Annotated in this window: 17 protein-coding genes and 1 pseudogene; 9 read left to right on the top strand and 9 right to left on the bottom strand. The window is 57.8% G+C overall.

The genetic code is table 11. The annotated features are described in order from the left end of the window. The first annotated feature begins 72 nt into the window (after positions 1 to 72). The 4 genes from ACZ0A4_RS09375 to ACZ0A4_RS09360 all read left to right on the top strand — a co-directional run bounded on the left by ACZ0A4_RS09375 (position 73) and on the right by ACZ0A4_RS09360 (position 4,615). Positions 73 to 1,257: a DUF2252 family protein gene (locus tag ACZ0A4_RS09375; RefSeq protein WP_463574269.1), complete on the top strand. Its 1,185-nt coding sequence runs from the start codon at positions 73 to 75 to the stop codon at positions 1,255 to 1,257. A 129-nt stretch (positions 1,258 to 1,386) separates the two neighbouring features. Then, the gene (locus ACZ0A4_RS09370) at positions 1,387 to 2,676 is read left to right on the top strand and encodes an NAD(P)/FAD-dependent oxidoreductase (protein WP_463574268.1); all 1,290 of its coding nucleotides are present in this window, start codon (positions 1,387 to 1,389) and stop codon (positions 2,674 to 2,676) included. Positions 2,677 to 2,689: 13 nt separating this feature from the next. Next, the gene (locus ACZ0A4_RS09365; RefSeq protein ID WP_463574267.1) at positions 2,690 to 3,247 is read left to right on the top strand and encodes a helix-turn-helix domain-containing protein; all 558 of its coding nucleotides are present in this window, start codon (positions 2,690 to 2,692) and stop codon (positions 3,245 to 3,247) included. A 21-nt stretch (positions 3,248 to 3,268) separates the two neighbouring features. Next, positions 3,269 to 4,615, top strand: coding sequence for a glutamine synthetase family protein (locus ACZ0A4_RS09360; protein ID WP_463574266.1), 1,347 nt, complete (start codon positions 3,269 to 3,271; stop codon positions 4,613 to 4,615). 32 nt (positions 4,616 to 4,647) lie between these two features. Here ACZ0A4_RS09360 and ACZ0A4_RS09355 read toward each other — a convergent pair whose 3' ends face one another. After that, positions 4,648 to 4,929 carry a hypothetical protein gene (locus ACZ0A4_RS09355; RefSeq protein ID WP_463574265.1) on the bottom strand — a complete coding sequence of 94 codons (282 nt, stop codon included), beginning with the start codon at positions 4,927 to 4,929 and terminating at the stop codon, positions 4,648 to 4,650. 150 nt (positions 4,930 to 5,079) lie between these two features. Here ACZ0A4_RS09355 and ACZ0A4_RS09350 point away from each other — a divergent pair, with 150 nt between their 5' ends. Then, the gene (locus ACZ0A4_RS09350; RefSeq protein WP_463574264.1) at positions 5,080 to 5,379 is read left to right on the top strand and encodes a DUF3144 domain-containing protein; all 300 of its coding nucleotides are present in this window, start codon (positions 5,080 to 5,082) and stop codon (positions 5,377 to 5,379) included. 220 nt (positions 5,380 to 5,599) lie between these two features. Here the strand turns inward: ACZ0A4_RS09350 and ACZ0A4_RS09345 are convergent, their stop codons facing one another. Next, a complete protein-coding gene (locus tag ACZ0A4_RS09345; protein ID WP_463574263.1) occupies positions 5,600 to 6,547 on the bottom strand; it encodes a lysophospholipid acyltransferase family protein in 948 nt (315 codons plus the stop codon). 338 nt (positions 6,548 to 6,885) lie between these two features. Here ACZ0A4_RS09345 and ACZ0A4_RS09340 point away from each other — a divergent pair, with 338 nt between their 5' ends. Beyond that, complete coding sequence (locus ACZ0A4_RS09340; RefSeq protein WP_463577521.1) at positions 6,886 to 9,591, top strand: AAA domain-containing protein; 2,706 nt, start codon at positions 6,886 to 6,888, stop codon at positions 9,589 to 9,591. A 297-nt stretch (positions 9,592 to 9,888) separates the two neighbouring features. On the opposite strand, the gene ACZ0A4_RS09335 is transcribed toward ACZ0A4_RS09340, so the two are convergent. Further along, entirely contained in the window at positions 9,889 to 10,065 is a 177-nt protein-coding gene (locus tag ACZ0A4_RS09335; protein WP_463574262.1) for a hypothetical protein, read from the bottom strand. 79 nt (positions 10,066 to 10,144) lie between these two features. Between ACZ0A4_RS09335 and ACZ0A4_RS09330 the strand changes: the two genes are divergently transcribed. Further along, positions 10,145 to 10,513 (top strand): hypothetical protein, encoded by a 369-nt coding sequence (locus ACZ0A4_RS09330; RefSeq protein WP_141125695.1) that lies wholly within the window; start codon positions 10,145 to 10,147, stop codon positions 10,511 to 10,513. A 153-nt stretch (positions 10,514 to 10,666) separates the two neighbouring features. Here the strand turns inward: ACZ0A4_RS09330 and ACZ0A4_RS09325 are convergent, their stop codons facing one another. From ACZ0A4_RS09325 to ACZ0A4_RS09315, 3 genes are all read right to left on the bottom strand, one after another. After that, entirely contained in the window at positions 10,667 to 10,963 is a 297-nt protein-coding gene (locus ACZ0A4_RS09325; protein WP_463574261.1) for a hypothetical protein, read from the bottom strand. Between the two features lie 97 nt (positions 10,964 to 11,060). Further along, positions 11,061 to 11,522 (bottom strand): L-alanine exporter AlaE, encoded by a 462-nt coding sequence (gene alaE / locus ACZ0A4_RS09320; protein ID WP_463574260.1) that lies wholly within the window; start codon positions 11,520 to 11,522, stop codon positions 11,061 to 11,063. A 38-nt stretch (positions 11,523 to 11,560) separates the two neighbouring features. Continuing rightward, positions 11,561 to 12,484 carry a LysR family transcriptional regulator gene (locus tag ACZ0A4_RS09315; RefSeq protein WP_463574259.1) on the bottom strand — a complete coding sequence of 308 codons (924 nt, stop codon included), beginning with the start codon at positions 12,482 to 12,484 and terminating at the stop codon, positions 11,561 to 11,563. A gap of 177 nt (positions 12,485 to 12,661) precedes the next feature. Here ACZ0A4_RS09315 and ACZ0A4_RS09310 point away from each other — a divergent pair, with 177 nt between their 5' ends. Both ACZ0A4_RS09310 and ACZ0A4_RS09305 read left to right on the top strand, forming a co-directional pair. Next, complete coding sequence (locus ACZ0A4_RS09310; protein WP_463574258.1) at positions 12,662 to 13,309, top strand: hydrolase; 648 nt, start codon at positions 12,662 to 12,664, stop codon at positions 13,307 to 13,309. A gap of 176 nt (positions 13,310 to 13,485) precedes the next feature. Beyond that, complete coding sequence (locus tag ACZ0A4_RS09305) at positions 13,486 to 13,731, top strand: hypothetical protein (protein ID WP_095049097.1); 246 nt, start codon at positions 13,486 to 13,488, stop codon at positions 13,729 to 13,731. A gap of 63 nt (positions 13,732 to 13,794) precedes the next feature. On the opposite strand, the pseudogene ACZ0A4_RS09300 reads toward ACZ0A4_RS09305, so the two are convergent. The 3 genes and pseudogenes from ACZ0A4_RS09300 to ACZ0A4_RS09290 form a co-directional block, all read right to left on the bottom strand. Beyond that, a pseudogene (locus ACZ0A4_RS09300) lies at positions 13,795 to 15,091 on the bottom strand (carbohydrate porin). Positions 15,092 to 15,176: 85 nt separating this feature from the next. Further along, complete coding sequence (locus tag ACZ0A4_RS09295; RefSeq protein WP_463574257.1) at positions 15,177 to 17,582, bottom strand: glucose/quinate/shikimate family membrane-bound PQQ-dependent dehydrogenase; 2,406 nt, start codon at positions 17,580 to 17,582, stop codon at positions 15,177 to 15,179. Between the two features lie 248 nt (positions 17,583 to 17,830). Continuing rightward, positions 17,831 to 18,733: a bestrophin family protein gene (locus ACZ0A4_RS09290; RefSeq protein WP_122598350.1), complete on the bottom strand. Its 903-nt coding sequence runs from the start codon at positions 18,731 to 18,733 to the stop codon at positions 17,831 to 17,833. Positions 18,734 to 18,854 lie beyond the last annotated feature (121 nt).

The following is an 18,854-nucleotide window of genomic DNA, read 5'->3' as shown; positions in this document are numbered from 1 at the left end:
TTCTCTGAAACACTTTGAAACATTCGTGCGTCGCGAGCGGTCAACAGCTCACATCCCGCATAAGAAGTGTCCATGAAAACCCCGCGTCCCTCCGCCCGACTTGAACCGCTGTCGCAACTGCGCAATCTGAAAATGGCCAGATCCGCGCACGCCTATGTGCGCGGCAGCACCGTGCAGTTTTACGAGTGGCTGCACAGCCAACCGGGCCGTAGCCTGCCAAAAGGCCCGGCGGTGTGGATCTGCGGCGATTGCCATGCTGGCAATCTGGGGCCGACCGGCGATCTCAAAGGGCAGATCGATATCCATATTCGTGACCTTGATCAGACCGTGATCGGCAACCCGGCGCATGATCTGGTGCGCCTGGCGCTGTCGCTCGCCACAGCAGCGCGCGGTTCCGATCTGCCCGGCGTGGCGACCGCACGCATGCTCGAAGAAATGATGCGCGGCTACGAGCAAGCCTTTGACGGCGATCTTGAGGAAGACCCACCGCGTCCGGCGCAAGTCAAAGCGGGAATGCGCAGTGCCGTGCAGCGCACCTGGAAGCATTTGGCCGAAGAGCGCATCGAGAACACCAAGCCAACCATTCCGTTGGGCAAACAGTTCTGGACGCTTTCACGTGATGAACGCGCGGCGCTGAAAACCCTCTGCGCCACCCCCGAGATCCATACGCTGGTGACGTCGTTGAAGGGCCGCTCACAGGATGACCGAGTGAAAATGCTCGACTCGGCGTATTGGGTCAAAGGCTGTAGTTCATTGGGGTTAAAGCGTTATGCCGTGCTGCTGGGCGTGGGCAAGGGCGATGACGAGGAATATTGCCTGCTCGATATCAAAGAAGCCGTCGGTGCGGCTGCACCGCGCGCCGCCCGAGCAGCCATGCCACGCGACAATGGCAAACGCGTGGTCGAAGGCGCGCGATTTCTTTCACCCGGGTTGGGCAATCGGATGCTGGCGACACGCATGCTCGATCACGGCTTTTTCGTCCGCGAACTGTTGCCGCAGGACATGAAGCTGGAACTGGATCAATTGAGTCAGCGCGATGCGATGCTGGCGGCCGGTTATCTGGCGCGGGTCGTCGGCGTGGCGCATGCCCGGCAAATGGATCTGGCGACGCGGTCCGCGTGGATGGCGGAACTGCAAACCTGCCGCTCGAAACGTCTGGATGCGCCGTCGTGGTTGTGGACCAGCGTTGTGCAACTGGTCGGCAATCATGAAAAAGGTTATCTGGAACATTGCCGGCGCTATGCGTTACAGCATTGATCGTGCCCAGCGTTATCAACGCGCGCAGACCTGCCATGGCTGCGTGACTGAATAAGGCGGGTTGCCGGCGTGAAATTTATTCTGTAGATTTTCATGAAATTATAATAAATAAATTTCATGAGGTCGCGAATGTTCCTGCAATCCAGCCAGCACGTCGACAGCTATTACGCCCACAGTTGCGCCGAGATTCTGACCCATCGACCGGCTCTGGAAGGCGAACATGACACCGACGTGGTGATCATCGGCGCCGGCTTCAGCGGTTTGCACACGGCATTGCGTCTGGCATTGGCTGGCAAACGCGTGATGCTGTTGGAAGCCAGTCGGGTGGCGTGGGCGGCGTCGGGGCGCAATGGCGGTCAGGCGATTCTCGGCTGGTCGTGCGACATGCCGCCGCTGGAAGCCGCGCTGGGTCATGAACGGGCGAAACGGCTGTGGGACGGCATCCGTTGGGCGGCTGATGAGTTGCGTGAATTGCCCGGACGTCATGGTTTCGATTGCGACTATCTGCCCGGGCATTTGTGGACATCGGTGATGCCGCGCCGGGTCAGTCTGCTGACTGAATGGCAACACGAGGCCAGCCACAAATGGGGCCACGATGCCTTGCAGTTCATCCCTCGTGAACAATTGTCCGACTGGGTCGCCAGTGATCGCTATCAGGCCGGGCTGTACGACCCGCAAGGCGCGCACCTCAACCCATTGAAACTGGCACTGGGCCTTGCCGCCGCCATCGAGCGAGCCGGCGGGCGTATTCATGAACAAAGCAAAGCGTTGAGTTATCAGGAGGAGGGCGACGGTTTCCGCGTCAACACCGAGCACGGTGCGGTGCGCGCCGGTGTGCTGGTGCTGGCCTGCAACGCTTATCTCGATGAACTCGACCCGCAACTGTCCAGCTGCATTCTGCCGGTGGGCACTTACCAGGTCGCCACCGCAGCGCTGACGCCCGAGCAGGCCACGGCGCTGTTGCCGCGCAATGTCTGCGTGACCGACAACCAGTTCGTCCTCGATTACTTCAGGCGCACGCCGGACAACCGTTTGTTGTTCGGCGGCGGCTGCACCTATCTGGGCGGCATGCCCAAAGACATTGCGGCAGCGACGCGGCCGTTTCTTGAACGGGTGTTCCCGCAGCTCAAAGGCGTCGGCATCGAGTTTGCCTGGGGCGGGCACATTGATCTGACGATGAACCGCACACCCGATGTCGGCGGCGCGGGTAATCGTTATTGGCTGCAAGGCTATTCGGGCCATGGCGTCTTGCCGACATTGGCCGCCGCGCGCGCGGTATCCGATGCGATTCTTGGCGATGCCGACGAACTGGCGCTGTATCAGGGCTTGAGCAATGGCCGTTTCCCCGGCGGCAAACACCTTGCCGCACCGCTGGAAGCCATCGGCAAGGCCTGGTACCGACTGCGCGACAGTATTTGATGAGACTTTGACCATGAACAAGCAAGAAGAAATCGCCGCGCTGGCGATCCTCATCCACGACCTGCGCAAGCACAAGAAGTGGACCCTCAAGGAACTGGCCGACAAGATCGGCCGTTCAGTGGGTTTTCTGTCGCAAGTCGAGCGCGGTTTGTCGCGGCCTACCGTGGCGGACCTGACCGCGATCAGCGAAACCTTCGGCGTGCCGACCACCTACTTCTACAGCCTGCCCAAGCCTAAAGAGCTGCCGTGGGTGACGCGCCCGGACGAGCGCCGCACGCTGTATTACGCCAATGGCATCACCGACATTCTGGTGTCGCCACAGATCCGCGCTTCGTTCTCGATGCTCGAAAGCCATCTCGAAGCAGGCGCCAGCAGCGGCGACCGCCATCTGACCGACAGCTCGGAGCAGGGCGGTTACGTGCTCGAAGGCGAATTGACGCTGTGGCTGGGCGACGATGAAGAACCGACCACATTGAAGGCCGGCGACAGCTTTCAATTCGACAGTCATACCCGCTGCCGCTACGGCAACTTCACTGAGCAGCTGACTCGCGTGCTCTGGGTCTACACCTGATCACAACAAAGGATGAACACGATGGACGCTGTCTGCGCTGACCTGCTCGCCGAAGTACGAGCGTTTCGCCAACGCTACCCCGAGGTGCGTTATGTTGACCTGATTTGCCTGGACATTCCCGGGCACTTCTATGGCAAGCGTTATCCAATCGACATGCTCGAAAAAGTCGCCGCCGGCAGCGTACTGAAGCTGCCGCAGAATTGCGTACTGCTGGGCGTGCAGGGTGGTTTGTTCCCGATTGGCGATTACTGCTTCAACGACGGCGATCCGGATGCGGTGCGCCGTCTGGTGCCGGGCACACTGAAACCGGTGACATGGGAAGCGCAGCCGCTGGGGCAGATGCTGATCACTTCGGACGGCACCGAAAAGCCGATCGAGTTCGAACCCCGTGAAGTCCTCGCGCAGGTGCGGGATCGTCTGGCACGCAAAGGCATTCATCCGGTGGTGGCCTTCGAGCTGGAGTTCTACCTGTTCGATAAAAAGCTGCGCGACGGTCTGCCGCAATTCCCCCGCGACGACCTGACTGACGATGCCGATGATCAACCGAACCTGCACATCGAGCGGCTCTCACGTTTCGCGCCGGTGCTGGATGACATGGTCGAAGCCACACGGGCGCAGGGCATCGACGCCACGGTGATTACCGCTGAGCTCGGCCCCGGTCAGTTTGAAATCAACTTCGGCCATCTCGACGATGGTTTGCGTGCGGCGGATTGGGCCGCATTGTTCTGCCGCAGCACGCGCGGGGTTGCGCTTAAACACGGCTACCGCGCCAGTTTCATGGCCAAGCCGTACTTGCAGCATCCCGGCAGTGGCATGCATGTGCATGTCAGCCTCTACGATGCTGATGGCAATAACCTGCTGGCGGCGAATGAGCAGCAGCCGCTACGTCACGCGGTGGCCGGGTGCCTGGAATTGCTGCCGCACAGCATGCCGATCTTCGCGCCAAACCAGAACTCGATGCGCCGTTTGGGCGGCACGGTGAATACGGCGACCAAGGCCAGTTGGGGCTTTGAGGACCGTGATGCGTGCTTGCGAATTCCGGAGTCGGACGCGAAGAATTTGCGGATTGAATATCGCTTGGCGGGCGCTGATGCCAATCCGTATCTGGTACTGGCGGCGATTTTGGTGGGGCTAGAGCATGGACTTGAGTCAGGTAAAGAGCCGATCGTGCCGCTGAACGACGATCGTGACAGCGGGATTGGTTTTCCGACGGAAATGTTTGAAGCGGTTAGGGCGATGCAGCATCAGCCGCAGTTGCGTGAGGGCTTGGGCGCAGAGTTTGTGGATGTCTATTGCGAAAACAAGCGCCAGGATCATTTGGCATTCATGCAGGAGATCAGTGCGCGGGAGTATCGCTGGTATATGTGAGTGATGGGATCGATGAGGGTCACGGCTAACTCTCAAAACTGCAGCTCATTACACATTCGTTGCAAGAACTCGTCGCTGGCTGCGCTTTCAGAAAGCAAATAGTGTCCAAACCAGATGTCCCAACCTGCAGCGAGCGTCAGATCCGGGCGCTCGAAGCCGGGATAGATCGTTTGGTCCAGGCCGGCCACGACTGCGCCAACACGGCCGAAGCCGTAGACAGTCACCAGTTTGCTCTCCAGCACTTTCCAGTCGGCATCAGACAAGTCGCCGAATTCAATCATCAGATGACCATTTGCGGCCTGGACAGCATTCATGGATTCGCGCCCGTGCATGGAAGGTTACTGGGAGCATGCATTGATACATGCCACTGACATGCTTGTCAGTAATGTTGGTGCGTAGCGAGTCAATGCGAGACATGTTCCAATTGCAGAATTTCCCGACATTGATAAAAAGGCAAAACAGCCATGACCGATACCACCGATGATGCGTTCTACGATCGCGCAGACGCGCATATAAGCCTGTCGAACGAGCAGCTTAAAGTGTTCGAAAACCTTGGCAAAGTCAGCGCATCGATGATGTTTGGCACCACTCGATTCAATGCCTGGGTGAGCGCGCGCAGCTTCAAGTCAGGCGAGGAGATGTCGCAGGCTCGCGAAGCGATGTTGAAGTATTTCTGTGAGCAGTACCGAATGATGCTCGAGGATAACCTTGACGACCATATCAACAATTTCAGCCAGTACATGTCCACGAAAAAAGACGCCTGATGGGTAGGGGCAGACCTCCAACGATCAGCATGACCTGATCACAATGACCGTGATCGAAGGAGTGTTTGCAGTGAGCATTCACGCGTCAGCCACATCCAGGCGTTAGCCAAACCCTCAACTTTCCCTTTGAAACTAGCTACGGCATAACGGCCCCCGGCAGCGCTTGAGTGAGAGTAAGGGACAGACCACGTTTCTACAGGAGGTCTGCCCCGGAAATCTTCTAGTTTGCAAGCCTCGCTTCATGCTCAGCCAGTATGAGTAGGCATTGCTTGGTGGACTCATGCATATCCGGAGTGATGATGGATGGGTTCGTCTTTAACATGTTCCAGTAGGTCGCTTTTATCCATCCGTCATAACATTCCACGGTCTTAGCGGCCTGTATACCCACTGCGAACATCTTGGAAATTGTGATCGTCAACACGAAAAAGATGGGGGCTATCAGCAGGATGCTCAGGATCAATCTGTAGAAGCCCCGCAGGTACCTCGTGTACTCGCGCGTCAGGAAGTAGATGTGTTCTTGATGCTGCGTATTCTGAATGTTCAAGGTGTGAATGGCGTAAACATCCGCCTTGGGTACCAGTACTTCACGTGCAGGAGAAAACGCTGCTTTGCGCCTACGTGCTAGTTGCTGCAACTCCGCAAGCGAATCTCGCAAGACACGCACGCTGCCTTCACGGTCGATAAGATCACGATACGATGCGTATTTGAAAATGATTGGCGCCGTTGCTTTGTAAACCAGAATGAATGCAAAAAAAGACAGTCCGCTCACCCAATACAGGTAGAGGTCAAAAGGGAACAAATACTCTTTGTTTAAAGCTTGGGAGGCGGACAAGGCCAGAGGAACGATAGTCAATGCCACAGAGATAAGCATCAATGCCTTGCTGTTGGCGACCGTTGATAACATTTGCCAATCTTGAGTCAAAACCATTTCCCTGCAGGTCCAGGTTCGGGCAGTCAAAATTCCCGCAAGCACAGCGCACAAGGCTATGCAGTACGGCCAAGGAATGTCCTGGCTTGTGACGTACTCGATCAGTTGTGTCGCAAGTGCGCTGATGAATATGGCGATAAGCAACGCCCACGCTACACGTATCGTCCGACGGTTCCACTTGTCGTAGCGTTTCGGGGGGGGGGGGATTGGGGTGTTTTTTCGGTCACAGCGGTCTGACATTACCTTTTCCCTTTTGAACGGCTAGACGTCCGAGTGTCCTTGAACGCCAATTATTAGCGGCCGCAGCCTTTTCTGTTTCTGAAGCAAAGCGATTTCAGGCGGCATTATGCTGAAGTGTGGCCGAACGGCACAGCAAGAGTGGCCATCGGAGGAGAATAATGGGCAGACCACGTTTTCTAAATGTGGTCTGCCCCTGAAATCTCTGAAATTTTCTTCGGAAAAATGACTAGACGCATGAACCGGCTATCGACGCTGCTCGCAGTGATGGCAATATGGCGTCTCATGGAGAATTAGCATTCGGCGCGAAGCGAGCCGGATGTCATTTAGGGATGAGGAATATGGTTTCGATTCAGGTGGATGGTGAGGACAAGACCGCAAAGATCAGCGATTGGGCGATCCGTTGGAGCGACAAGGACGAATTTCTGCAACTGACCTGTCACTACCCCTCCAGCAAAAAATACACCCGTCCTCTCAGCAATTGCCTTGTTTCGCCCACCCGCGAGTTGACCAATGTCTTGCTGCACAAGCGCGGCAGCACCAAGCCCATTGCCAACGCTACGATTTACGGCGAACGCTATGCCGTCGTGCACTATCCGGGCAGCAAAAAGCCCTATGTCCACAATATGGACGGCATCAGCTTTAGCGCTCCGACACTAATGAAGGACACGCCAGTCTTCCGCTATCTCACTACCGTGGCGAAAGCCCGACAGAATCACGCTAAGTCGCAGGATGATCGTGAAATTGCCGACAATGTGCTGCGCCAGCTCGAAAAACTGCCTGCCCTCGCGGGCACTGCCTTGCAAGCCTACTGTACTGGACGCAACGGAACGCTGGTGCCGGGGCAGGGGCTCATCTATCCGTTCGGGCTGAACGAGAGTCAGCTTAAGGCAGTCGAGCAGGCGTTCAGCGCGCAAGTCAGCGTGATCGAAGGCCCGCCAGGGACTGGCAAGACCCAGACGATCCTTAACATCCTCGCCAATATTCTGTTACGCGGGCAGACAGTCGCGGTGTTGTCCAACAACAATGCTGCCGTGGAAAACGTCTACGAAAAGCTGGAGAAATACGGCTTGGGCCACCTGGTCGCCAAGCTTGGCAACCAGGACAAACGCAAGGCCTTTTTCGCCGAGTTGCCTGCATGGCCTTCAAGCCCTCCCGAGCCGGCACCGTCGCTGGATGAGATCCAGACGTTGCTGGCCCGCTTGAAGCAGCACCTGCAAGACCACAACAGGGCGGCGCAACTGCAAATCGAGCTGGACGAGCTGGTCATCGAGCGGCGCTACCTGCAGCAGTGGCAGGCAGAAAACGATGTGCAGGCCACAGGCTTGCTCGACAAATACGGCCTGACACCGCGCAAGACTGCGGACCTCATGGCCTACCTGGCTTACCTGGGCGAGCAGCGCATTCATCTCAAGGACCGTATCGAGCTACTGTTCAAATTCAGGATCTTTCGCACCAAGCCGTTCGCCGGGGACGAGGCGCGCATGGCCGTTTTCCATGCACTGCAAATGCATTACTACGACAAGTCGCTGCAGGACAAGAAAACGCAACTGCGTGCGTGCCGTGATTCGTTGGCGCGCGCGAATTTCCCGGCCCTGCTGAAAGAACTGACAGCCGCATCGATGCAGCATCTCAAACGCCATCTGCTACTTCAGGTACCGCCGTCGGACAGCTTTGATGTCAAAACCTACTGCGAGCGTTTCGATACCTTCATGCAGCGCTTCCCTGTCCTGGGCAGCGGCACGCACTCCATCGTCAATTCGATCGCGCCGGGAGCGGTCCTCGATTACGTGATCATCGACGAAGCCTCTTTGCAGGACATCGTACCGGGCATCCTGCCACTGGGCTGCGCCAAGAACCTGATCGTCGTGGGTGACAACCGCCAGTTGCCGCATATCCCCGTGGCACTGGGGCTTCAAGCGCCGACCGAGGCCTACGATTGCGAGCGCTACAGCTTGCTGGATTCGTGCATTGCCGTGTTCCAGGACGCGCTGCCCAGAACCCTGCTGAAAGAACATTACCGCTGCCACCCCCGGATCATTCAGTTCTGCAACCAGCAGTTCTACGACAACGCACTGGTGCCAATGACCGAGGACAACGGCGAAGAGCCCCTGCGCCTAGTGGTGACCGCCAAGGGCAATCACGCCAGGAAGAACACCAACCTTCGGGAACTGGACTCCCTGCTGAAGGTGCTTGAGGAGGAGGGGCAGCCCGTCGGAATAGACGGCGAGGGCCGAGGTTACATTGCCCCGTACAGGGCACAAGTAAATCTGTCCGGCACGCACTTGCCGACGGATTTCGTCAAGGACACCGTGCACAAGTTTCAGGGGCGCGAGTGTGATGAAATCGTGTTCTCCACCGTGCTTGACAAGAAGCGCTACAACCAGGCGCGAACACGCCTGGATTTTGTCGACGACCCCCGCATGATCAACGTGGCCGTTTCGCGGGCGAAACATCGCTTCACCCTGGTGACCGGCGATGAGGTGTTCACTGACAACAATGGCCACATCGCCGCGTTGATCCGCTACATCAGCTATTACGCGCAGGATCAGCAGATCGTACGTGCGCCGGTGGTGTCGGCATTCGACTTGCTATACCGCGAGTACGATCAGTCGCTGGCTCGCCTGGACGCCCGCCTGCGGCCCGAGGATTCGCGCTACAAGTCCGAGCAGATCGTGGCACAGTTGCTGCGCGAAGCGCTGGCCGCACTGGCGTACCAGGCATTGAAGTACCACACGCAGATCCGACTGGATAAACTCGCGTCGCCGGTTGGCCTCAACTGGACAGAGCTGCAGCGCGCGTTCATGCGGCGCGCCAGTTGCGATTTCGTGATCTATTTCAAAGTGGGCAAGCAACCGATAGGCGTGATTGAAGTCGATGGCGGGTACCACGACCAACCTGTGCAGGCTGCTCGGGACGCCATGAAAAATGAGATTCTGGCTAGAAGTGGCATTCCCATTCTGCGGCTGCGGACAGTTGAGAGTGATATTCAGCGCAGAATTGGCGACTTTATCGGGCAGTGGGCCAGTCCCGCGAATGGCGCATAAACACCGGGGCGGAGGTCGTCAGTCACTGATGGTCTGCCCCAATGTTTTCGCCCCTGAAATCTTCATTGTCGAGTGACGAGTCGGACCACCGGCAGGAAACATGTATGGCCAACACATCACCCGCTCACACCCTGTAAAAAAGGGGACTCAAAAAAAGGGGACTGATTTATTTCCAGAAAATAAATCAGTCCCTTTGTTTGCCTTTGTTTGCCCACATTCTTTGCAAGAATTCGTCGCCGGCGGCGCACTCAGAAAGCAAGTGATACCCTAACCAGATGTCCCAACCTGCAGCGAGCTTCAGATCCTGGCGCTCGAAGTCGGGACAGATTGTACCGTCCAGGTCGACGACGACTTCGCCCACGCGTTGAAAGCCCCAGACATTAACCAGTTTGCTTCCAGCGCCTGCCAGTCGGCATCCGACAACTCACCGAATTCGATGAGTAAATGACCATTTGCAGCTTGCAGGAGATTCATAGGTTTGCGCCGGCGAGGGGTATAGGGTCGATTGGGAGCTTGCATTCAAGTAACCGGGCAACGTTAACAAGGAGCATTCATGTGGGCCATTAGCATTGATCGCGATAGCGTGCATGCAGGGGATGATCTGGAAAGTCATAGAACATCAATCGAGCTTGATCCAACGTTAACACTGCGCACATTGTTCGAAGCGATCCGAGGTATGGGTTACTTGCCTGCCATCAGTGGAGGCAAGGCGACGTGGATTATTTGTACGTCTGGCAAACACATTGGTGTTTTAGCTCAGCAATGGCTAGAACCCAAATTGACGATCCCCGCCGAGAGCACTCTGAGCCAGTATTTTGCAGATTCCGAACCTCGCCTGCTGTTCAAATATTGGTGCCAGATAGACCCTGACCATGTCTTTTCACAGATCAATGCTGGACTTGAACCACCGTCCCGATTTTAGGATGGGCAGGAGGTTTCCTATTCATCAAGGAGCTGAATTGTCTGCTTGGGGTCAAAAGCGGTCGTCGGCGATATTTCTCGAGCGACTGCTTTCGGCCAAGAACGGACATCCATATGGGTAGATTTCAGCTCGCAGTAGCCTCCAGAACGGTAGTTACACCAGCTTTTCGATAGAAATCGAGGTGGCTTGAATCGTGATATCTCCAAAGTCACCTTCAAGGAATAAAACATTATCAACGATGCTTATCCCTTCAATCTCTCCGAGCCCGCTGTGGTTTTGAACGTAAAGAGCGCCGAGTCTGATAGCCAGCTCCGTGCCGTCCGCGTTCCATGCCATCAGTTTTTTTTTGGTCCCGTCATCCAGTCTCACAACTATCTCAAAATAGCGATGGGCTTGGTCCACTGTGATCGACAAGACACTGCTTTCTTCAAGTGCACGAACATCCATCATGAAGCTTCTTTCGATTAAATCCGCATCCTACTACAGACCAGTTTCGGCGAATGAATGCGCCCGAAACGAATTTCCACTTTTGGTCAATTACAGCCCCTCAACCCTTCAACGACATCGGCCTGTCCCCTCCCGGAGGCAAGCCAAACAACCTGCGCACCCGATTAAGAAACGCCCCATAAGGCCGTCCCAGCACCAGCATCATCACCGCCGCGCCAAGTGTGCCGCGCACCAGCCCTTCGCCCGATGCACCACTGAAGGCAATGATCGCTGCATAGATCGGCACCTGAAAGCTGACGAGGGCAACACTGTCCCAGAGCAATCTGGACAACCGACCCTCACTGGCTCGCGTCATCACCCAATCGCGCCAGATACCGTAAGGTCGCGCGACCGGAATCATCAGCGCCGCGCCCAAAAGGCGCGCGTGGAGAACCTGATCCCACGTCATGCCGGCAATCAAACGTTCATTGATGATGCCGGTGGTGGTGAAAAACAGGACCAGCGCCGTGGTGTCTGCGATAAATGCAGTCCGACGCGTTGGCTGTTGCAGGCGTTGCGGCACCTCAATTCTCCTTTCATGGCTTCAGCATTGATCTTTCCTCAGCTAAACGCCGGTGCTTCATCGTGCTGTGACAGCGGCTGCACCGCGAGGTGCGGCGATTCGCCGAAGTACTCGATCAGCAGATCCGTGAGCACGCGGATCTTGCGCGCGGGATGCGGGCCTGGTGCGCGGAGGAGGTAGGCACCGGCGGGGGGCGGTGGATGGTTGGTCATGATCGGCACGAGTGCACCCGAGGCAATGTGTTCGTGGGTGAGGCAATCGGGCAAATAAGCAACGCCAAGGCCGGCAGTCGCGGCCATGGCGAGCGCGGTGCCGTTGTCTGCTTTGAAGCGTCCTTGCGGGCGAACCGTGATGATCTTGTCAGCCTCCATGAATTGCCAGGCTTCGGTGCCTTGCATGAGCGCCTGATGGGCGTGCAGTTCGTCCGGGGTTTCGGGTGCGCCGTGCGCTTTGATGTAGTCGGGGCTTGCGACGAGCTTGGTGTAGACCGGGCCGATACGCCTGGCGATCAAATTGGAGTCCTGCAGATAACCCACGCGAATGGCGCAATCGTAGCCCTCGGTAATCAGGTCAACGAAGCGATCGCTGTAGCAGGTCTGCATGTGCAATTGAGGGTGACGGCGAGCCATTTCCGCCAGCACCGGGGCGAAGTGCGTCGGCCCGAACGACAACGGCACAGCCACGCGCAAGCGACCGCGCAGGGCGCCGGCGGGCAGGATGGTTTCCTTGGCGATGTCGATTTCGCTACAGACTCGGGCGGCGTAATCGCGGAACGTCGCGCCGGCCTCGGTGAGGGACGCCCCGCGAGTGGAGCGTGCCAGCAGTTGCACGCCGAGTTCCGCCTCAAGCCGGACCAGCCGCCGGCTGACGATTGATTTCGAGACCCCGAGCCGCAGCGCCGCCTGCGAAATACCCCCGGCATCCGCCACTTCGACGAAGGTTTTCAGTTCTTCGATATCCATTCTCGCGTTCCCCTTGGCGCGACACAGTTCGCCTCGGGATGCTACTACTGCCGCGAACAGGGGAACAGCACAATGGGTTTTCCAGGCGCGGCGTACTCGCGTGCGCTCTGGAACCACAAACCGCACGGGCTCCGGCCGTTTCACCGACGTGCGCTACCCATACAAAAGGACCTGCAAATGGCAAGCGAAGCAATCCGCAACCCCCACACCGATCAACTGCTGACGCCCGAGAATTCAGCATTGATCGTCATCGACTATCAACCGGTTCAGGTGTCTTCGATCCGCTCGATGCCACGGGATGAACTGGTGTTCAACATCACCAGCGTTGCGAAAGCGGCGGTTAACTACGACCTGCCGATCATCCATTCGACCGTCAATGTCGCGACGGGCCGCAACAAGCCGCCGATTCAAGAGTTGCAAGCGGTGCTCGGCCATCTGCCGACCTATGACCGCACGTCGATCAACAGTTGGGAGGACACCGAGTTCAAGCAGGCGGTCAAGGCGCTGGGGCGCAAGAAACTGATCATGACCGCGCTGTGGACCGAAGCCTGCCTGACCTTCCCGGTGCTCGATGCGATCCAGGAAGGCTATGAGGTTTACGTGCCGGTCGATGCCGTGGGAGGCACATCGCTTGCCGCACACGAGGCGGCGTTGCGCCGAATGGAACAGGCGGGTGCGAAGCTCATCAGCCGCGTACAAATGTACTGCGAACTGCAGCGCGATTGGGCGCGAGAGGTGACTGTGCCTGGCTTCATGGGTGTGTTCGAAAACTTCGACGGCTTCAACGCTGAAAAGGCGCTTGAGGAAGCTGGCAACAAGGCCTGATTAAAGGGTCAATGTTAAAGGTGGCGCCGGCAATAGCTGGCGCTGCCTTTATTGGGCTTTTGTTCAACGCCTGAAAATAATCTGAACGGCCTCGGAACCTGCTCGCCTAATGATTAGCTTGTGGTCAATCGCACAGGCCATGTGTCAATAACGGCACACTCCGAGAGGTGGTCAACGTGGCTAAAGACGAAAAGAAAAGCAAAGACAAAGGTGACGCTTCGAAAGCCAGCAAGGACTTGAAAGACAAAAAGTCATCACCTGAGAAGAAATCAGCGGCAGCCTCGGCGCTTTCCAAGTCTTCCGACAAGAAAGACAAGAAGAAAGATGCCGAGCCCAAGAAGTCTGCCAAGAAAGCGGACAGCAAGCCTGAGAAGGCCAAGGATTCAAAGAAGGCTGACAAGCCAGCTAAAAAGAAAAAGTAATCTTGAAGGCAATAAAAAACCCGGCATTCGAACCGGGTTTTTTATTGCCTGTAATCAGGATGTTCAGAGCGCCGCTTTTACCTGTAAACCAAACACCAACGCATTATCGATGTCCTGCCCGGAAAACGCGCCGGGCTCGATGATGTACTGCACATTCGGGCGCAGGGTCAGCCAGGGCGTGGCCTGATAACCGTAACCGAGTTCGATCAATTGCTCGGCGCTGTCCAGGTTCGGGAACGCCGTGCCGTTGTTCAATGCGGCGTCCTGCTGCACGTCGCGGCTGCGCGGGTTCGGCACGGCGCGGCCATAACCCAGCGCGACGGTGTCACGCGGACGACCTTCAAACGGTTTGTACAGAACCACACCGGTGCCGTACCACTTGCTGAACGGTGACGCCGCCTCACTGGCGGCCGAGTACTGACCGAAAGCGTGCAGGCTGCGGCCTTCGGACGTCGGCGAGCTCCAGACGGCTTGATCGATCAGCAAATAATGACCGCCGCGACCGGACACTTCTTTGTCACTGCCGATGCGTTTTACATCAGAGCTGTCGTAGTAGTAGCCGAGCTTGTATTCGCCGGGCAGGGTGCCCGCGTGTTTGTAAACCAGTTCGACGGGAACCACGGTGCCGGTAGTGTGTTTAGGGTCAAGGTGCCAGGCACGGCTGGAGTTGCCGTTGCTTTCCGGGTCGACGTTGAACGCGGCCACGCGCAGTTGCCATGACGGCGACAGGTCGTATTTCACCCGCACGCCGAGGCGCGCGTTGGGGTAGTTGGTCCAACCGCTGCCGCCGGACATGTTCAGCGGATGGCCGCAGAAACCGGCGTTCATGAAGTTGCAAAGAATGCCGCTGTCGAGGCCGCCGAGGTCATTACCCATGGCCATGTAACCGAGTTTCACATTGAGCGCCGGGGTAAACAGGCTGCGCTCGTAGCTCAGTTCGGTCAGGCGCGTGTACAGGCCACCGTAGTTTTCCTGGATCGGCAGGCGGTTGCCGACGAGGTCTTCGGAAGCGCCTGCCGCGTCGGTCGTTGATGGTCAACTGGACTTTGCCGGCGTTGTCGACGCCATACAACTTGCTCAGGTCGAACTGCACGCCGAGCTTGATGTTCTGCGAGTAGCGCGCCGAGCGATGTAAGCCACCATCAGCGTTGTAAGCCATTTCGCCGCTGTAATCGCCGGTGAACTTGATGCCTTGTTCATCCATCTGGTGACGCAAGCCACCCCAGTCACCGGTGAGGGTGCTGCGGGTTAACAGATCGGCATCGTTGTCGGCCAGTGCGGGGAGGGCGGTGGTGCAAGCGAAGCCCAGCAACAGGCCTTTGAACAGGTCGGAACGGGAAAAACCAACAGCCGATAGCATGTAAATCTTCCTGCAGAAAACTTGAGCAATAGGGGGAAAGCAGCGCGGCACCCGAAGGTGCCGCGCTTTACGTGAACACCGTGATTTACGGCAGGGCGTAAGCCATCACGTAGTCGCCACGATCGGTCGACTGACGCGCACCACCGGCGGTGATGACGATGTACTGCTTGCCGGTTTTCGGCGAAACATAGGTCATCGGGCCGCCCTGGCTGCCGACTGGCAGACGTGCTTTCCAGACTTCTTCACCGTTGCCGCTGTTGAAGGCGCGCAGGTAGAAGTCCTGGGTACCGGCGATGAAGATCAAACCACCTTGGGTCGACAGGGTGCCGCCGAGGGTTGGCAGACCGATCTTGATCGGCAGGTGCATGCGGATGCCCAGTGGACCGGTGTCTTCAACAGTACCGACCGGAACCTGCCAAGCGATTTTCTGGGTCTTCATGTCGATCGCCGTCAGCGTGCCGAACGGCGGCGCCTGGCAAGGAATGCCGGCGACCGACAGGAAGCGGTTTTTGTTCACGGCGTAAGGCGTGCCTTTCAACGGTACGGCGCCCATGCCGGTGTTCAGCGCTTCGCCGCCGCCAGCAGCCTGACCTTTGTTCTGCGACGGAATCATCTGAATCCACAGACCCAGACGCATGTCGTTGACGAAGATAAAGCCGTGCACCGGGTCAGTGGAAATGCTGCCCCAGTTCATGCCACCCAGCGAACCCGGGAAGCTCAACGACTTGTCCATGCCCGGCGCGGTGTACAGACCATCGTAGCGCATACCTTTGAAGTCGATGCGGCAGAGCAGCTGATCGTACGGAGTAGCGCCCCACATGTCCGATTCGGTCAGGTGCTGAGCACCGATTTCTGGCATGCCCACCGATTTCGGCTGAGTCGGGGAGTACGGTTCGTTCGGGATGTTCGCCGCTTTGACCGGTACTTCTTTAACGTCGGTCAGCGGTTTGCCGGTGGCGCGGTCGAGCACATAGATCTGTCCGGCCTTGGTGCCAATGACCACCGCTGGAACGGTTTTGCCGTCCTTGGTGAAGTCGATCAGGCTCGGCTGCATCGGCAGGTCGAAGTCCCACAGATCGTTGTGCACGGTTTGGAATACCCAGCGCTCGTCACCGCTGGTGGCGTCCAGCGCGAGGATCGAAGCACCGTAGGTGTGATCGAGTTTGCTGCGCTCGACACCATAGATGTCGGTGGACGAACTGCCCATCGGCAGGAAAACGGTGTTGGTCGCCGGGTCATAGGACATCGGCGCCCAGCTGTTCGGCGTGCTGCGCACATAAGTGCTGCCTTCGGTGGGTGCGTTTTTATCCTGCGGGTTGCCCGGGTCGAAGGCCCAACGCATGGCGCCGGTCATCACGTCAAAACCACGGATCACGCCGCCGGGCATGTCGGTTTGCACGTTGTCAGCTACGCGACCGCCAACCACAACGGTGGTGCCGGCCATCAGTGGAGCGGAGGACAACTGGTAGTAGCTGTCCGGAACATTACCCAGACCAGCCTTCAAATCCACCTGGCCGTTGTTGCCGAAACCCTGGCAGAACTCGCCGGTGTCTGCATCGACCGCGATCAGGCGCGCATCAATGGTGTTGGTCAGCAGACGACGCTGGCAATTGGCGGCCGGCGCAGGCTTGGCTTCGATGATTTTCGAATTGGCCGGCTGAGCGATAGCGGCGGTGGCGTCGAAATAAGCCATGCCACGGCAACGCTGCCAGACTTTCGACTGAGCGTTGATCGCGTTCTTCCACAGTTCTTTACCGGTGTCGGCATCGAGGGCGATCAGGTTGTTGTGCGGGGTGCAGATGAATACCTTGTTGCCAACCTGCAGCGGAGTGAGTTGATCTTCAGCGCCGTTGCCATCGCTCTCGGCGACGTCACCGGTGTGGTAGGTCCACGCCACTTTCAGCTTGTCGACGTTGGCGCGATTGATCTGGTCCAGCGCAGCGAAGCGGCTGCCACCTTCGGTATTGCCGTAGTGCGCCCAGTCCTTTTGCGCCTTGTCCGGCTCGACCGGGGTCAGGCCCGGGCCGGTGCCGGTAGCGGCAACGGTCGGGTGTGCGACGAACATATTGCCGGCCGCCACAGCCACGCCGACCGCCAGCACCGCAGCCACAGCGTAAGCGCCGCGACCCGCAACGCCACCGTTGGCACGCTTGAGCAGCGGATAAACCAGCGCCACGACCAAACCGATCACACTGAACATGAACAGGCGCGAGAACACCGGCCAGAACACTAGCCCGGCATCGCTCACCGCCCAGATCGCGGTGCCCACCAGGAACGCAGCGAACAGCCACGCACCGGCCAGCTTGAAGCGCGCGATCAGCAGACCGGAAACGGCCATGACCAAGCCACCCACCAGGAAGTACCACGAGCCTCCCAGGCTGACCAACTTCACGCCGCCCGCAGCCAGCGCCAAGCCGAGCAGGGCGATGACGACGCCCAGCCCGACCAGAATGAATTTTGATATGCCCGAGAGGCGTTGACTCTGCTTCACGTTGAGTGTCCCGTTGAAATGAGGGACGCATTATATAATTAGGTAACTATCTAGTTAAATCACAAATTCGGTAATAAAGCGTTGTTCGTTGCTCAATAACGCGCCAGGGCCTGGCCTGGCGCGTCCAGCGGGCTGAGAAGACTTTTACAACGTCTGCAAAAGCAGTGGTTTTGTCAGGGAAAATGTGGGTTGTGACAGCTCTGCGCTGACGTAACCGTCACCGGACAGCCGACGCACGGCGACCACGCTTAAGCGTTCTCTTCAATCCGCCGCACATCCCCCAAAGAGTCACGCTGCATCGATTGCAGGTTTTTCTCGATGGTTTCGCACAGCGCTTCCATCTGAATCTGATGTTCGCTGTGGCGAAACGGGCTTTGCAAATCAGTGCCGATGCGCTCGATGGCCAGCAGCATGAAGCCGACCACGGTCGAGGCCAGCGGCGTGAACCAGCCCAACGATTCCACCAGCCCGACGGGCACGATCAGGCAGAACAGCGAAATAAACAGCCGCGGGAAATACACATACGGGTAGGGCAGCGGTGTATTCGCGATCCGTTCCATACCACCCTGACTGTTGGACAGATCCACCAATGTCGATTCCAGCCGCGCCAGGCGAATGCTGTCCAGGCGCCCGGCCTTGTATTCCCGCGCGAGCAAAGTCGCTGATCCGGTGAGGATATCGTTGGCAAAGTTATTGGTGGTGCCACTGCGGGCGAACTCATCGGCGGGAATGAACGCGCGGACTTCCTCAGGACAAGGCTGGCCTTGCAGGTGCGCCGCGAGGCAATTCACATAGGCGACGTGCCGGCGCAACAGGGTCGATTTGACCGGATTAACCTCGCCATCGGGATCATCCAGCAACGTCAGCACCTGCCGGGCGAAGCTGCGCGAATTGTTGATCATCGAACCCCACAACGTCCGTGCTTCCCACCAGCGGTTGTAAGCGCTGCTGTTGCGAAAACTGATCAGCACGATCAATGCCGAACCCAATAACGTCAGGGGCATCAATGGCAGATTCAGCTTGGCGTTGAGGAACAGCATGAAGTCGACGGTGACGGCGATGTCCCACAGTAGCAGCCAGAACAACGCCCAGCCGACATAGCCCAGAGTCTTGATGATCAAACGGTATTTTCTGACGATGGCAGCTTTCAAACGTAAACCTCGTGGCGAGCGGTAAGCGATAACGCCTTGACTCGGACGCTGTTTTCGCGCGAAAGGTTCGGTGATTTGCATCAGACTCCTTCGCGAATTCACGGGATCGGTCCTGCGCTCT

The sequence above is a fragment of the Pseudomonas sp. AC172 genome (genome assembly GCF_979258595.1).
This window is presented reverse-complemented; position numbering and strand designations above follow the sequence as displayed.